Raw genomic sequence first — 14,276 nt, forward strand, 5'->3', positions numbered from 1 at the left:
TGGACGGCAAGGGCAAGACCGACCTGGCCAAGCCGACCGCCGACGGCGTGCGTGAGCCGCTGAACCGTCGCGCGACGGTCGACATCAACTTCTAAGACTGAGGGGGCCGGGCGACCGGCCTCCAAAGCCTTACGGTTGAAGATATTGAGGGCGGCTGATCCATCCCGGATCGGCCGCCCTTTTTCTTTGGTCTTTTCTGCACTCTGCGGCGGACCGTCGCTGGCGCCGCCTTCCATGCGGGGCTATTGCGGCAGGGACGGTTGTAGAAGGAGCAGTCCATGCGCGTCGCCATGATTGGAACGGGTTATGTCGGCCTGGTGTCAGGCGCCTGTTTCGCCGATTTCGGCCATACGGTGACCTGCGTCGACAAGGACGCCTCCAAGATCGAACGCCTGCACCAGAACATCATGCCCATCTATGAGCCGGGGCTGGATGATCTGGTGGCCAATAATGTCCGCGGCGGCCGTCTGGCCTTCGCCGTCGACAGCGCAGAGGCGATCCGCAGCGCGGACGCCGTCTTCATCGCCGTGGGCACGCCGTCGCGACGCGGCGACGGCCATGCGGACCTGTCCTACGTCTATGCGGCGGCCGAAGAGATCGCGGACCTGATGCAGGGCTTCACCGTCGTGGTGACCAAGTCCACCGTCCCCGTCGGCACGGGCGACGAGATCGAGCGCATCATCCGCGAGCGCCGTCCCGACGCCGAGTTCGCTGTCGTCTCCAACCCCGAATTCCTGCGCGAAGGCGCCGCCATCGGCGACTTCAAACGCCCTGACCGGGTGGTCGTCGGCACGACGGACGAGCGCGCCCGCGCCGTCATGGCCGAGCTCTATCGCCCGCTGAACCTGAACGAGACGCCGATCATGTTCACCGGACGCCGCACGTCCGAGCTGATCAAATATGCGGCCAACGCCTTCCTGGCCATGAAGATCACCTTCATCAACGAGGTCGCCGACCTGTGCGAGGCCGTCGGCGCCGATGTGCAGCAGGTTGCGCGCGGCATCGGTCTGGACAACCGGATCGGCTCCAAATTCCTGCACGCCGGTCCGGGCTATGGCGGATCGTGCTTCCCCAAGGACACTCTGGCGCTGGTGCGCACGGCGACGGATGCGGGCTCGCCCATGCGTCTGATCGAGACGACGGTCGCCATCAACGACGCCCGCAAAAAGGCCATGGCCGACCGCATCATCGAGGCCATGGGCGGCGATGTGAAGGGCAAGACGGTCGCCCTGCTGGGCCTGACCTTCAAGCCGAACACCGACGACATGCGCGACGCGCCTTCGCTGGACGTGGCGCCGGCGCTGATCGCGCGCGGGGCTGTGGTTCAGGTCTTCGACCCCGAGGGCATGGAGGAGGCGGCCAAGCTTCTGGACGGCGTGGTGTTCAAGGACGGGCCCTATGACGCCCTGGCCGGCGCCGACGCGGCGGTCATCATGACCGAGTGGAACCAGTTCCGCGCCCTGGATCTGGACCGGATCAAGCTGCTGCTGAAACAGCCGGTGATGATCGACCTGCGCAACGTCTATCGGCCCGAGGACATGCGGGCGCGCGGCTTCCGCTATTTCTCGATAGGCCGCCCGCAGGACGCCGCCTGACTACAGCAGCAGAAGACGGCCGATGGTGATGACGGCGGCGGCGACCAGGACAGCGGACGCCGCCGCTGTGCCGACCAGTTTCATCGCCTTGCCGGGGCCGTCGCTGTCCATCCGAATCTCCTGCCTGAACAACAGGATGGCAGACTGCGGCGTAAGGCAAGCTCGCGCGCCGCACAGCGTTATAAAAAGGCGCCGGTTCAACAGCCTCCGCAGCGATGGGCCAGCGGAACCCGGCCATAAAAAAGGGGCGGTCCCGAACGGGCCGCCCCTTTTCTGTTTGTTCCAGCCGGATCAGGCCGGACCCGATCAGCCCGTGAACGGACGGATCAGGATTTCGACGCGGCGGTTCTGGGCCTTGCCCTCGACCGTTTCGTTGGAGGCGATCGGATTACGCGCGCTCATGCCGGCGACATAGATGCGTTCGCGCATCACGCCGCGGTTGATCAGGTGCGAGGCGACCGAGGCGGCGCGACGCTCCGACAGGGGCTGGTTGATCGCATCGCCGCCCGAGGAATCAGTGTGGCCGATGACGTCGACCATCGAGCGGTCATACTCGCCGATCACGCGGGCCACATCGTCCAGCACGGGCAGGAAGCGCGAGTCGATCGTCGACTGGTTGGTGGCGAAGGTCACGTCCGACGGCATGCGCAGGACCAGGTTGTCGCCCTGACGCGCCACGCCGACGCCGGTGCCGGACAGTTCGGCCTCAAGGGCGCGCTGCTGGCGGTCCATGTACTGGCCGACGCCGCCGCCGGCCAGGGCGCCGATGCCCGCGCCGATCAGGGCGTTCTTGCGGCCCTGTTCGCCGCTGGAGGTGTTGGTCAGATAGCCCAGCAGGGCGCCGACGCCCGCGCCGGTCAGGACGCCGGTGCCGGTGTTGTTGCGGCGCGGCGCAGAGCTGTAGGGGTCCGTGGTGGTGCAGGCGGCGGCGCCCAGAAGGGCGGCGATGCTCAAGCTGGTGATGGCGAGCTTGGCGCGCATGGGAAGGTCCTTTCGATAGCGATCTGGTCGCATAAACGCAGACCTTACAGTTAAGGTTTCAATGTGTATGGACCATGAACGGCGCGTCTTCTTTGCAAACGTTGACCTGTCGCTCCCGCGCCCCCATCTGTAACCGTGACCGGGCGCTTTGCCGATCAAGGGGGGCGCCGGACGGTCAAGGTCGCTTGGTTGCGAGGGCCCCTTATGACTGCACGTTCCTTGTTGTTCGACAGCCCGTTTCTGTTGGGGTTCGACCACACGCGCGCCCTGATCGACCGGGCGGCCAAGGCGGCGGGCGAATCCTATCCGCCCTATAATGTCGAACAGGTCGGCGATGCGGCCGTGCGCATCACCCTGGCGGTGGCCGGGTTCACGCCCGACGACCTGTCCGTCACCGTCGAAGGGCGGCAGCTGACCATCACCGGCAAGCGCGACGATGCGGGTCGCGACGGTCAGGCCTTCCTGCATCGCGGCATCGCGGCGCGCGGCTTCGTCCGCAGCTTCGTTCTGGCCGACGGGCTGGAGATCGCAGGCGCCCGGCTGGAGCACGGCCTGCTGCACGTCGATCTGATCCGCCCGGAACAGGAACGCAGCGTGCGGCGCATTCCCATCACGGCGGGCTGAAGTGAGGCCGCCGTCGAACCGCCCGGCTTTCCGGGCGTTCAGTCAAGCGTAAGGAGGCGGTCTTATGACGCCCAATATGAATAAGAAGGATTTCGCCGAACTCGGCGCCCCGGATCTGGTCTATGTCCGCGCCATCCGCGCGTGCGACATCCTGGCCGACGCCATGATCGAGACGGCGCCGGATATCGAGATCGACCCGGATCAGGTTCTCTATGCCGTCCACGGCGCCGACGGCGAGCGGCTGGCCGTCATGCTGGATCGCGAAACCGCCTTCGCCGCCGCCGTGGCGCACGATCTGGAGCCGATGTCGGTCCATTAAGGCTAAAGCGGGCGCACGCCGCGCCCGCTTTTACTGATGATGGTGAAAAGGCGAGGAAGACCGCTCAGGCGGCGGTCTTCGACACATCCTTGACGAACAGGGCGCGGATGGCGTCCACGGTCCGCGCCTGACGCAGCTGCTCGCGCAGTTCCGGCGAGCGCAGGGCGCGCGAAACCGCCGCCAGCGCGCGCAGATGCTCGGCGCCGGCGTCCAGCGGCGCGAAAAGGGCGAACAGCAGATCCACCGGACGATCGTCCAGCGATTCATAGGCTACCGGCGTGTCCAGCCGCACGAAGACGGCGCAGACCCGGTCCAGCCCCTTGATACGGGCGTGCGGCACGGCGACGCCGGACCCCAGACCCGTCGAGCCCAGAGCCTCACGCTCCTGCAACGCCTCGAACGCCTTGTCGGCGTCCAGTTTGAAAGCGGCGCCGAAGGCCTCGGCGACGGCGTGGAGCGCCTGACGTTTGGATGACGCGCCGCCACGCAGGACGATCCCGTCCGACGACAGCAAATCAGCGATGTCCATCTCTACCCCGAAAATCGAACCCGACATTGGCGGAAGGGCGGGGGCTGTTTAGCGCCTTCGCCCTTCCTGAGGAAGCCTCAGCCGACAGCCTGAGCCGCCGCGCCCTTGAGGGTGCGTTGCGGATCAATCCAGCCGACGTTGCCGTCCGGCCGCCGATAGACCACGGCCAGGCCGCCGTGGGCGGCGTTGCGGAACATCACCAGCGGATAGCCGGTCATGTCCAGTTCGGCCACGGCGCGCCCCACGGTAAGGGTGCGGATTTCGGCCTCCGTCTCGGCGATCACCATGCCAACGGGCGGGGCCTCGTCCTCAAGGCCCGCATCGCCGAACTCCTCGTCCTCGACGGTGTCGGGATCGCGGAAAATGGTCATGGCGGCGACTTCACGCGCGGCGTTCTCGGTCTTCTCGGGCGACAGGCCCTTGGGACCGATGTGGTGGTCCTTCAGGCGGCGCTTGTAGCGACGCACGCGCTTTTCCAGCTTGGCCAGGCTGTCGCTGAAGGCGGCCTGGGCGTCGCCGCCGAAACCGGTCGTCACCAGCGACTGGCCTGACGCCAGACGCACCCAGCAATCGACCCGGAAACCGTGGCGGTCCTTCGACACCACGACCTCGGCGTCCTGGGCGCCGCGGGCGAAATATTTGCCGATGCCCTCTTCGAGTTCCTGGGAGATGCGCGAGCTTAGCGCTTCGCCGACATCCACTTGCTTGCCGCTGACTTGGATCTTCATGTCACTAGAACGCGACTGACCGGCTTTGGTGTCAATGGCGATCACCGATTTGTGGTGACGCTTGGTCGCAGTCAGCCGACCTTCATCAGGCGGCGGCGCTGGATGGACGAGGGAATGCGCAGCGCCTCGCGGTATTTCGCCACAGTGCGCCGGGCGATGTCGATCCCGGCCTCGTTCAGGATTTCGACGATGCGGTCGTCGCTCAGCACGCCGTCCCCGGATTCGCCGTCGATCATCGTCCTGATTCTCTGACGCACGGCCTCGGCCGAGTGGGCGGCGCCGCCGTCGCTGGACTGGATGGCGGCGGTGAAGAAGAACTTCAGCTCGAACACCCCGCGCGGGGTGGCGACGTATTTGTTCGAGGTGACGCGGCTGACCGTCGATTCGTGCATCTCGATGGCCTCGGCCACCGTCTTCAGCGTCAGCGGGCGCAGGAACTCGACGCCGAAGGCCAGGAAGGCGTCCTGCTGGCGCACGATCTCGGCCGCCACCTTCATGATGGTGCGGGCGCGCTGGTCCAGCGACTTGACCAGCCAACTGGCCTGGGCCGCGCATTCGGCGACGAAGGTCTTCTCTGTGTCCGACCGGGCGCCCGCCGCCACCACGGCGTGATAGCGTTTGTCGACCAGCAGCCGGGGCAGGGTGTCGGTGTCCAGCTCCACCCGCCAGCCGCCCGCCGGGTCGGGGCGCACATGGATGTCGGGCACGACCGTCTGGGCCGGTTCGCCGCCGAAGCCGGCGCCGGGGCGCGGCGTCAGGGCCTTCAGCTCGGCGATCATCTCGGCCAGATCCTCGGCGTCGACGCCGCAGACCCGCCGCAGGGCGACCAGATCGCGCCGCGCCAGCAGGTCCAGATGGTCCAGCAGGGCGCCCATGACCGGATCGAAGCGGTTCCGCTCGATCAGCTGCAGCTTCAGGCATTCGGGGATGGAGCGCGCCATGACGCCCGTCGGCTCAAACCCGTGACAGACGGCCAGCACCGCCTCGATGCGCGCCTCGTCGACGCCCAGCCGTTCGGCGATCTCGCCCAGACCGGCGCGCAGATAGCCGCCCTCGTCCGTGGCGTCGATCAGGGTCAGGGCGATGGCGTGGTCGGCGGGGCTGAACCCGGCGGCCGAGGCCTGGGCCTGAAGATGCTCCCACAGGGTCAGGTCGCGATGATCGGGCCGCTCGCGTTCCTCGCCGTCGGCCAGACCGCCGCCTGCGCCGACGCGGGACCAGTCGGACAGGCCGGGCTGATCGCCGGCTCCGGCGTCGGCCTGATCGCTCTGGCGGTCGCTGACCCGCTCGCCCGGCGCCGCGTCGCCATAGAGGTCGTCGGCGGTCGTATCCAGACTGGCGGCGTGGGCGTCTGATCCTTCGGTGAAGCGCAGTTCGCCGTCGTCGCCGCTTTCGGATGCTGAAGCGTCGACGGCGGCTTCAGGCGCGCTGTCGCCGCCCGGTTCGCCCTCGTCGCGCTGCAGCAGGGGATTGCGTTCCAGCTCGCCCTCGATGAAGGCTTCCAGCTCAAGGTTCGACAGTTGCAGCAGCTTGATCGCCTGCTGCAGCTGGGGCGTGATGACCAGCCCCTGCCCCTGTCTGACCTCCAGCCTCTGACCGATCACGCCGTCTCAACCCCGCATACGGGCGCTGTTGGCCCGCTTCTTGCTGGGAAGGTGCCGCACAGACCTTAACGTCTGGCGAAGATCGTCCGGTGAAGCTGGCGGCTCAGAACGCCGTCAGGCGTACATCTCGCCCAGATAGACGCGGCGCACCTCGGCGTCGGCCACGGCTTCGTCGGCCGTGCCCTCGAACAGCAGGGAGCCGGACGAGATGATCGAGACGCGGTCGATGATGTCCAGCGTCTCGCGCACATTGTGGTCGGTGATCAGCACGCCGATGCCCTGACCCGACAGATAGCGGATCACCTGACGGATGTCGGCGATGGCCAGCGGGTCGATGCCCGCGAACGGTTCGTCCAGCAGCATGAAGCTGGGCCGCGCGGCCAGGGCGCGGGCGATCTCGACGCGGCGCCGCTCGCCGCCCGACAGGCCGGTGGCTGGGGCGTTGCGCAGATGGTCGATGCGCAGTTCCTCCAGCAGGCGGGTGGTTTCGTCGCGCACGCCCGCCGCGCTCTTTTCGCGCAGTTCGACCACGGCCTTGACGTTCTGCTCGACCGTCATGCCGCGGAAGATGGAGGCCTCCTGCGCCAGATAGCCCAGACCCATGCGCGCGCGCTGGTACATGGGCTGCTGGGTGATGTCCTGATTGTCCAGCCAGATCGAGCCGCTGTCGGCCGGGATCAGGCCGGTGATCATGTAGAAGCAGGTCGTCTTGCCCGCCCCGTTGGGGCCCAGCAGGCCGCAGACCTCGCCGCGCTGGACGTTCAGGGAGACGTCGCTGACGACCTTGCGCTCGCCGAAGCTGCGGGCGATGTGCTCGACGCGCAGGCCCGTGGGGCGCGTTTCATCGGCGTGCAGGGGCGCGTCCGGGGCGGCGTCCGCCTCCGGCGCGTGCAGGTTCAGGGCCGAGAGTTCCTTGCGCGCCACGCCCGATCAGTTCCCTTGCGGATAGAAGACGCCCTGAACGCGGCCGCCGCCGCCTTCGATGCGGGCCGTCTCGGTGCGGACGTTGTAGACGAGGCGGTTGCCGGTCAGGACGCTCTTGCCCTGGGTCAGGATGACGTCGCCGGTCACCACGACATTGCCGTCGTTCAGCGTATAGACGGCGCGGTCGCCCTTCATGCTCTGGTCGGGGGTGACGAAATAGACGTCGCCGGACGCCTCGATGCGGTTCAGGTCGCCGCCCGAGGTGAAGCCCCGGATGTTGCTGGCGCGCAGGCGGTTGGAGCCTTGCGTCACCTCGGCGCGGCCGCGCAGGGAGAAGCCCTCGGGCGTGTATTCGCCGCTGTCGGCGCCGTACTGGACCGGCTGGCGGCTGGCGTCGGCGCGGCTGGCTGCGGCGTTTTGAGCGCCCGAAACGGCGGGCAGGGCCAGCGCCGTCATCAGGGCGGCGGCCGCGATCGTCAGCTTGGACTTGGACAGTTTCATCGCTCGGCTCCGGCGGGATTGATCGTCCCGGTTACCTTGTTGTCGCCCTGGCCGTCGAAAACGACTCTCTGGCCCTGATCATAAATCGCATAAGACGAAGCATTGATGCTTCCAAGGGGGCCGCGACCCTGCACCCCTTTATCGCCGGTCACCACACCGGTTTCAGTGTCCACCACGGCCTCGGGCGTCACCAGCGTCCAGCCGGTGCCGCCGTCGGATATCTTCACGTTCGGACCGATGACCACCTTGCGCTGCGGCTCCAGATAGGTGCCGCCGTCGGCGGTCAGTTCGCTGGTCTTGCGCGCGCCCAGGTTCAGCCGCAGCAGAGGGGCGATCAGGCGGAAATGGCCCGTCGCCGGATCGCGCACGGCGCCCTCGGCGCCGATGACGAACGAGCGGCCCTGCGCGTCCTGACCGTGGAACATCGGATTGTCGAGGCGGATTTCGCGGCTCTCGCTGGCCTTGCGCTCGACCCCCGACATGACGGTGCGGAACACGGTCCAGGTCAGGGCGCCCCCCGCCAGCGCCAGGATGACGATGGGCAGGATGCGGCGATACAGCTTCACCCGGCGCGAGTGCGCGCGCCAGCGTTCGCCGGCCAGGGCGACGCGGGCCTCATCGGCGCGCTTCTGCTCGTCCCGGGCGTGCTGTTCGCTCATCCGTGTTCCAGATCCATCCGTCAGGCGTGGGCGAAGATGTCGATCTCGTCCCAACCGGCCAGGTCGAGGCGCGAACGCACGGGCAGGAAGTCGAAACAGGCCCGCGCCAGCTCCATGCGGCCCTCACGCTCCAGCATCTCGTTCAGCCGGTTCATGATGGCGTGCAGGTAAAGAACGTCCGAGGCGGCGTAGTCCAGCTGCGCCTGCGTCAGTTCGCGTGCGCCCCAGTCCGAGCTCTGCTGCGCCTTGGACATGTCGACCCCGGCCAGTTCGCGCGCCACATCCTTCAGGCCGTGACGGTCGGTATAGGTGCGGGCCAGCTTGGACGCGATCTTGGTGCAGTAGACCGGGCGCGTCTCGACGCCCAGATGCAGGTCGAACATGCCGATGTCGAACCGGCCGAAGTGGAAGATCTTCAGCACCTTCGGATCGGCCAGCAGCCGCTTCAGATTGGGGCAGTCATAGGCCGGACGGTTCAGGCGCACGACATGGGCGTTCCCGTCGCCCGATGACAGTTGCACCACGCACAGCGGGTCACGGCGGAAGCGCAGGCCCATCGTCTCGGAATCGATCGCCACCTCAGGGCCCAGGTCCAGGCCGTCGGGCAGGTCGCCTTCGTGGAAATAAACCGTCATGCGCAAAAACTCGTTCGTCGTTCAGGCTGTAACATAGACGAACCGTGCGCCACCGCCAGAACACAGGCGCCAGAACATGGGCTCGACCTTTGCTTCAGCGGCCGCAGGGAAGGGGAGATCAGGGCCGAAATGACAAACGGCGCCGCATCCTATCGGATACAGCGCCGCTTGAGAAATGGTGCCCAGGAGAAGACTCGAACTTCCACGACCGTTAAGCCACTGGCACCTGAAGCCAGCGCGTCTACCAATTCCGCCACCTGGGCCCGGTGGGTCGCCCCGCCGAGGGCCGGACTAATAGGGGGGAGCCCCGGGGCGGTCAACAGGCTTTTTTCGCTTTCGTGAAAAAACTGCGCCGTTGACCAAAAGCTCCGGGAAATCCGCGCACTATCAGGCCAGCCAGACCATCATCCGCGTATCGGCGCTCTCGCCCCGCGCGCGGCTGAAGGCCGGACGGGTCTCGCCGGTGTACAGGAAACCCGCCTTCTCCAGCACCCGGCCCGAGGCGGGGTTGTCCGAGAAGTGGCCCGCCATCAGGGCGCGGCGCTTCCACCGCGTCGAGGCCCAGACCAGGGCGCCTTGCAGCGCCTCGGTCGCATAGCCGCGGCCCCAGAACTCGCGCCCGATCCAGTAGCCGGCCTCGGGCACGGCGTCGGCGTCATGGAACATGCCGATGACGCCCACGGGGCCGTGGTCCTCATGCTCGATCAGGAAGGTGTTGGCCTTCTTCGGGTCCTGGGACGCGACCTGCAGCACGAAGTCCTCGGCGTGGTTGACGCCGAAGGGGTGGGGCATCCGCTGGGTCATGCGGGCGATGTCGTGGTCGTTGGCCAGGGCCGCGATCCGCGACACGTCCTGGGCGCCCGGGGCGCGCAGCAGCAGACGCCGCGTCTCGACGACGGGGGAGGTTTCGATCACGCACATGGTTCGGCCTCGATGTCTTCGGCGCCGCCTCCTTGGAGGGCTCGGACGGCTTCGAGGCGGGAAACGCAAACGGGGAGCCTGGTGATCCAGACTTCCCGCGGAATATTTTCCCTTGGTCCGGATCGGCTGCTGACGGGAGCAACGCGATCCGGGGAAATACTGTCCTGGCTTCGCGTTACTCGGCGGCCATCGCCTCAGCGACGTCATTGGCCGGGAGAATCGACACGTAACAACGGCCACCGCGTTTGGTGGTGAACTGCACCGAACCCGTCGCCGTGGCGAACAGGGTATGGTCGCGGCCCAGGCCGACGTTGGCGCCCGGGTGGAACTTGGTGCCGCGCTGACGCACGAGGATGTTGCCGGCCAGAACGCGCTCGCCGCCGTACTTCTTCACGCCAAGGCGCTTCGACTCTGAGTCGCGACCGTTACGCGACGAACCGCCAGATTTCTTGTGAGCCATCTTGCTGCTCCTCTTCTTAGCGCGCTACCGCCCGGTCGGGCTGCTTGAGCGCGCTGATCAATCGTAACTGGCGCTGATCCAGCGCCGGTGAAAACGTCTTAGGCTTCGGCGCCTTCGGCGGCGTCAGCCTTGGCGGCCTTTTTGGCCGGGGCCTTCTTGGCCTTCGGAGCTTCAGCTTCGACGGCTTCGACGCGCGGGGCCAGACCACGGGCGCGGGCGTTGATTTCCGCCTTGGTGATCAGCTCGACCTTGCCGTCCCACTTGGCCTTCTCGCCGGCGCCTTCGATGCCGGTGATGCGCAGGACCGATTCCATCTGGCGATGGCCGTTCGTGCGGCGATAGCCCTGACGACGGATCTTCTTGAAGATCTTGATCTTCTCACCCTTGCGGGTCTCGATCAGCGTGGCTGCGACAGCGGCGCCGTCGATCAGCGGAGCGCCGACCGTAACACCCTTGTCGCCGCCCAGCATGAGGACTTCACCGAAATTGACGGCAGCGCCAGCGTCGCCGTCGATCTTCTCGACAACAATCACATCGCCCGGTTGAACCCGGTACTGCTTTCCGCCGGTCTTGATCACCGCGTACATTTGGAAGCCTCAGCGTGAACGCAAAAATGGATGCGCCCGCCAGGAGACCCTGCGGGCGAAGAGCGGCGACATATACGGACGGCCACGGAAGAGTCAACGTGAAACGGACATTCGCCGGGCCAAAACCCGCATGAAACCGGTTCCGAACGGACTCTGTGGCCTGTTTACAGCGGCCTGACAAGCGACCGGGCGGCGATGGAGGGGATGCGGCGGTGCGCGTCACGGCGCCGCGCTTGAAGATTCTTCACCGATTCTTCTCGACCGTTATAAGGTAACATCCTAAAGACGGCCCATGTCGTCTCCCGATCTTGCCGAGCCGATGCTGCTGTCTCTGCTGGGCGGCGGCTTCGTCGCAGCCTTCCTGCACGCGGCCCTGCCGACGCACTGGCTGCCCTTCGTCCTGGTCGGCCGCGCCCAGCGCTGGAGCACGCCGCGCATCATGACGGCGGTGGTGACGGCCGGTCTGGCGCACATCGTTTCCACAGCCCTGGTCGGCTCGCTGATCGTGGCGGCGGGTCTGGCGCTGAACCGCTGGGTCGACGGCCTGCTGCCGCATATCTCGGCCTTCCTGCTGTTCCTGTTCGGCGCCTTCTATCTGGCGCGGGCGTCGCTGAAGCGGCCGGCGCTGGCGGGCGGCCCCGCCTCTGAACTGGCCGAGCCCGCCGTGTCCGACCGCGCCGCCTTCTGGGGGCTGGTGCTGATGATGGCGGTGACGCCGGGCGAGGTGCTGCTGCCCATCTATCTGTCATCGGCGACTGAGGGCGTCTGGGCGCTGGGTCTGCTGACGCTGGCCTTCACGGCGGGGACGGTGCTGGGCATGACCCTGCTGGCTGCCCTGGCCTCGGCCGGTTACTCCATTCTCAGGCTTGAGCGCTGGGCCCGTTATGAAGGCGCCATTCTGGGCGCGGCCCTGATCCTGATCGGCCTGCTGGTGATGGCGACCCACTAGGCGGCCTGACTTGATAACCGGGCGCCTTCCATTTCCGCCCCCGACGCGCCATCTAGCGAGCCATGACCCAGAAGACACCCGTGACCGTCCTCACCGGCTACCTCGGCGCCGGCAAGACCACCCTTTTGAACCGCATCCTCACCGAGGACCACGGCAAGCGCTACGCCGTCATCGTCAATGAGTTCGGTGAGATCGGCATCGACAACGATCTGGTGGTCGGCGCCGACGAGGACGTGTTCGAGATGAACAACGGCTGCGTCTGCTGCACGGTGCGCGGCGACCTGATCCGCGTGGTCAACGGCCTGATGAAGCGGCAACGCCCCGGCAAGCCCGCCTTCGACGCCATCATCGTCGAGACGACCGGCCTGGCCGATCCCGGCCCCGTGGCCCAGACCTTCTTCGTCGACGACGAGGTCAAGGCCAAGACCCAGCTGGACAGCGTGACGGCTCTGGTCGACGCCAAACACGTCATGGCGCGTCTGGACGACTCCAAAGAGGCGCGCGAGCAGGTCGCCTTCGCCGACCGCATCATCCTGAACAAGATCGATCTGGTGGACGAGGCCGCTTTGTCCGCCGTCGAGACCCGCCTGCGCGCGCTGAACCCCCTGGCCCCCATCGTCCGCGCCGAGCGCTCGAACGTGCCGCTGGATCAGGTGCTGGGCCTGCACGCCTTCGACCTGGACCGCATCCTCGAGGTCAAGCCGGACTTCGTGAACCCGCCCCACGGCGCCGAGGGCCACGTCCACGACGAACACTGCGGCCACGGGCATGACCATCACGACCACGCGCACGATCATGACCATGTTCATGACCACGGCCCGCGCGGCCACGCGCACGAGGACGACATCAAGGGCATCTCCCTGTCGCTGGACCGCCCGCTGGACGGCGCCCGCTTCACGGCGTGGCTGGACAAGCTGCTGGGCGAGCAGGGCCAGAACATCCTGCGCGCCAAGGGCATCATCGACGTGGTCGGCGAGGACCGCCGTCTGGTCTTTCAGGCCGTGCACATGATCCTTGAAGGCGACCTTCAGAAGCCGTGGGGCGACAAGGAGCGGCGCTGGAGCCGCGCCGTCTTCATCGGCCGCGATCTGGACGAAGCCGCCCTGAAGGCCGGGTTCGAGGCCTGCGCGGCATGACGGGACAGGTTGAAGCCAGACTGATCTACGGCACGCCCGATTTCGAGATTCTGCAGCGCGGCGACTTCGTCCGCTGCGCCGTCTCGGGCGCCCCGATCCCGCTGGACGCTCTCAACTACTGGAGCGTCGAGCTTCAGGAGGCTTATGCGTCCGGCGAACTGATGACCAAGCGCTGGCTCGAAACGCATAAGTAAACCCTCTCCCGGCGGGAGAGGGCTTGAGCCTCCAAGAGCGAAGCGATTGGCTTAGGCGAAAGGGTGAGGGGCTTGTCCCGTCCGTCGGCGTCAGCCGTAGCGCCACGGCCTTCGGCCGACTTCACCCGCGAACCCTCACCCTTTGGCTGCTACGCGCCGCCCTTCGGGTCGCGCAAGAACGATCGCTGCGCTCTCGTGCGCTCAATCCCTCTCCCATCAGGAGAGGGTGTTCAGCCACCGGGTCATCACTCGCGCCAGCGCCTTCGGCTGTTCCAGCGGGATCATGTGGCCGGTGTGCGCCACCGTCTCCAGCGTCGCGTCGGCGATCCCCCGCCGCAGTTCCTCCGCCTCCTCAGCGCTTCTCAGCCGATCCGCATCCGCCGCCACGATCAGCGTCGGCTGAACAATCTCCCCCAGCCGCTCCAGATCGCCCGCCCGCGCCATCGCCGACTGGCGATGAAACACCTCGCCGCCCAGCCGCAAGCCCATGTCGCGCACCCGCGCGATCATCGCCTCGTCGTTCGCCAGATCAGGATGCAGGGATGAGACGATGGCCGGACGGCTCAATCCCTTGAAGGCCTTCGGCGGCGCCTTCAGCGACGAACGCCGCTGGCGGATCAGCTCCTCCGTATCCCCGCGCGCCGAGGTGGCGATCAGGATCAGACCCTCCACCCGCTCCGGCGCGATCCGCGCCAGCTCCCGCGCCACATAGCCGCCCATGGAGAAGCCCACGGCGACGAACTGCTCCGGCGCGCCGCTCAGGATGGCGGCCGCCATGCTCTCGATATCCTCGCCCCGGCTGAGGTCGGTCGCGACCAGCGGCCCGAACGGGGCCAGATCGTCCGTCATGTCGTCCCACAGGGTCGTATCGGCCATGAAGCCGGGAATGAGCAGCAGGGTCATGGCCCCCTCATAGACCCGCCACGCGAC

General features: G+C 67.1%; 18 protein-coding genes and 1 tRNA gene. 6 read left to right on the forward strand and 13 right to left on the reverse strand.

Annotation, left to right across the window (positions count from 1 at the left end; genetic code table 11):
* Nucleotides 1-278: 278 nt before the first annotated feature.
* Nucleotides 279-1,595, forward strand: coding sequence for a UDP-glucose dehydrogenase family protein (locus ABE454_RS14970; protein ID WP_346532905.1), 1,317 nt, complete (start codon nucleotides 279-281; stop codon nucleotides 1,593-1,595).
* 306 nt (nucleotides 1,596-1,901) lie between these two features.
* Here the strand turns inward: ABE454_RS14970 and ABE454_RS14975 are convergent, their stop codons facing one another.
* Nucleotides 1,902-2,576, reverse strand: coding sequence for an OmpA family protein (locus ABE454_RS14975; protein ID WP_346532906.1), 675 nt, complete (start codon nucleotides 2,574-2,576; stop codon nucleotides 1,902-1,904).
* 204 nt (nucleotides 2,577-2,780) lie between these two features.
* Between ABE454_RS14975 and ABE454_RS14980 the strand changes: the two genes are divergently transcribed.
* Together ABE454_RS14980 and ABE454_RS14985 are read left to right on the forward strand one after the other, a co-directional pair.
* Entirely contained in the window at nucleotides 2,781-3,200 is a 420-nt protein-coding gene (locus ABE454_RS14980) for an Hsp20 family protein (protein WP_346532907.1), read from the forward strand.
* 64 nt (nucleotides 3,201-3,264) lie between these two features.
* Nucleotides 3,265-3,519 carry a DUF1150 family protein gene (locus ABE454_RS14985; RefSeq protein ID WP_346532908.1) on the forward strand — a complete coding sequence of 85 codons (255 nt, stop codon included), beginning with the start codon at nucleotides 3,265-3,267 and terminating at the stop codon, nucleotides 3,517-3,519.
* Nucleotides 3,520-3,583: 64 nt separating this feature from the next.
* Here ABE454_RS14985 and ABE454_RS14990 read toward each other — a convergent pair whose 3' ends face one another.
* The 11 genes from ABE454_RS14990 to rplU form a co-directional block, all read right to left on the reverse strand.
* Nucleotides 3,584-4,048 carry a PTS sugar transporter subunit IIA gene (locus ABE454_RS14990; protein ID WP_346532909.1) on the reverse strand — a complete coding sequence of 155 codons (465 nt, stop codon included), beginning with the start codon at nucleotides 4,046-4,048 and terminating at the stop codon, nucleotides 3,584-3,586.
* 77 nt (nucleotides 4,049-4,125) lie between these two features.
* On the reverse strand, nucleotides 4,126-4,776 hold the full coding sequence (gene hpf / locus ABE454_RS14995; protein ID WP_346532910.1) for a ribosome hibernation-promoting factor, HPF/YfiA family: 651 nt from the start codon (nucleotides 4,774-4,776) through the stop codon (nucleotides 4,126-4,128).
* A 71-nt stretch (nucleotides 4,777-4,847) separates the two neighbouring features.
* Complete coding sequence (rpoN, locus tag ABE454_RS15000; RefSeq protein ID WP_346532911.1) at nucleotides 4,848-6,380, reverse strand: RNA polymerase factor sigma-54; 1,533 nt, start codon at nucleotides 6,378-6,380, stop codon at nucleotides 4,848-4,850.
* Between the two features lie 114 nt (nucleotides 6,381-6,494).
* Complete coding sequence (lptB, locus tag ABE454_RS15005; protein WP_346532912.1) at nucleotides 6,495-7,304, reverse strand: LPS export ABC transporter ATP-binding protein; 810 nt, start codon at nucleotides 7,302-7,304, stop codon at nucleotides 6,495-6,497.
* A 6-nt stretch (nucleotides 7,305-7,310) separates the two neighbouring features.
* The gene (locus ABE454_RS15010) at nucleotides 7,311-7,805 is read right to left on the reverse strand and encodes an LptA/OstA family protein (RefSeq protein WP_346532913.1); all 495 of its coding nucleotides are present in this window, start codon (nucleotides 7,803-7,805) and stop codon (nucleotides 7,311-7,313) included.
* Nucleotides 7,802-8,464, reverse strand: coding sequence for an LPS export ABC transporter periplasmic protein LptC (lptC, locus tag ABE454_RS15015; protein ID WP_346532914.1), 663 nt, complete (start codon nucleotides 8,462-8,464; stop codon nucleotides 7,802-7,804). The genes ABE454_RS15010 and lptC overlap by 4 nt, the downstream gene beginning before the upstream one ends.
* A 20-nt stretch (nucleotides 8,465-8,484) precedes the next feature.
* Nucleotides 8,485-9,099 carry a ribonuclease D gene (locus ABE454_RS15020; protein ID WP_346532915.1) on the reverse strand — a complete coding sequence of 205 codons (615 nt, stop codon included), beginning with the start codon at nucleotides 9,097-9,099 and terminating at the stop codon, nucleotides 8,485-8,487.
* A 176-nt stretch (nucleotides 9,100-9,275) separates the two neighbouring features.
* A tRNA-Leu gene (locus ABE454_RS15025) sits at nucleotides 9,276-9,362 on the reverse strand.
* Nucleotides 9,363-9,486: 124 nt separating this feature from the next.
* Nucleotides 9,487-10,020 (reverse strand): GNAT family N-acetyltransferase, encoded by a 534-nt coding sequence (locus tag ABE454_RS15030; protein WP_346532916.1) that lies wholly within the window; start codon nucleotides 10,018-10,020, stop codon nucleotides 9,487-9,489.
* Nucleotides 10,021-10,195: 175 nt separating this feature from the next.
* Nucleotides 10,196-10,480 carry a 50S ribosomal protein L27 gene (rpmA, locus tag ABE454_RS15035; RefSeq protein WP_346532917.1) on the reverse strand — a complete coding sequence of 95 codons (285 nt, stop codon included), beginning with the start codon at nucleotides 10,478-10,480 and terminating at the stop codon, nucleotides 10,196-10,198.
* A gap of 98 nt (nucleotides 10,481-10,578) precedes the next feature.
* Nucleotides 10,579-11,067, reverse strand: coding sequence for a 50S ribosomal protein L21 (rplU, locus tag ABE454_RS15040; RefSeq protein WP_003169630.1), 489 nt, complete (start codon nucleotides 11,065-11,067; stop codon nucleotides 10,579-10,581).
* A 292-nt stretch (nucleotides 11,068-11,359) separates the two neighbouring features.
* On the opposite strand from rplU, the gene ABE454_RS15045 reads away from it, so the two are divergent.
* The 3 genes from ABE454_RS15045 (at nucleotide 11,360) to ABE454_RS15055 (ending at nucleotide 13,346) form a co-directional block, all read left to right on the forward strand.
* Nucleotides 11,360-12,016, forward strand: a complete 657-nt coding sequence (locus tag ABE454_RS15045; protein ID WP_346532918.1) for a hypothetical protein — start codon at nucleotides 11,360-11,362, stop codon at nucleotides 12,014-12,016.
* A gap of 62 nt (nucleotides 12,017-12,078) precedes the next feature.
* Nucleotides 12,079-13,152 (forward strand): CobW family GTP-binding protein, encoded by a 1,074-nt coding sequence (locus ABE454_RS15050; protein WP_346532919.1) that lies wholly within the window; start codon nucleotides 12,079-12,081, stop codon nucleotides 13,150-13,152.
* Nucleotides 13,149-13,346 (forward strand): DUF2093 domain-containing protein, encoded by a 198-nt coding sequence (locus ABE454_RS15055; protein ID WP_346532920.1) that lies wholly within the window; start codon nucleotides 13,149-13,151, stop codon nucleotides 13,344-13,346. Before ABE454_RS15050 ends, ABE454_RS15055 begins: the two co-directional genes overlap by 4 nt.
* Before the next feature lie 216 nt (nucleotides 13,347-13,562).
* Here the strand turns inward: ABE454_RS15055 and ABE454_RS15060 are convergent, their stop codons facing one another.
* Nucleotides 13,563-14,249: an alpha/beta fold hydrolase gene (locus ABE454_RS15060; protein ID WP_346532921.1), complete on the reverse strand. Its 687-nt coding sequence runs from the start codon at nucleotides 14,247-14,249 to the stop codon at nucleotides 13,563-13,565.
* Nucleotides 14,250-14,276: the final 27 nt, after the last annotated feature.

Source organism: Brevundimonas diminuta, assembly GCF_039673845.1.
In the GTDB taxonomy this organism is placed as follows: Bacteria; Pseudomonadota; Alphaproteobacteria; order Caulobacterales; family Caulobacteraceae; genus Brevundimonas; species Brevundimonas diminuta_E.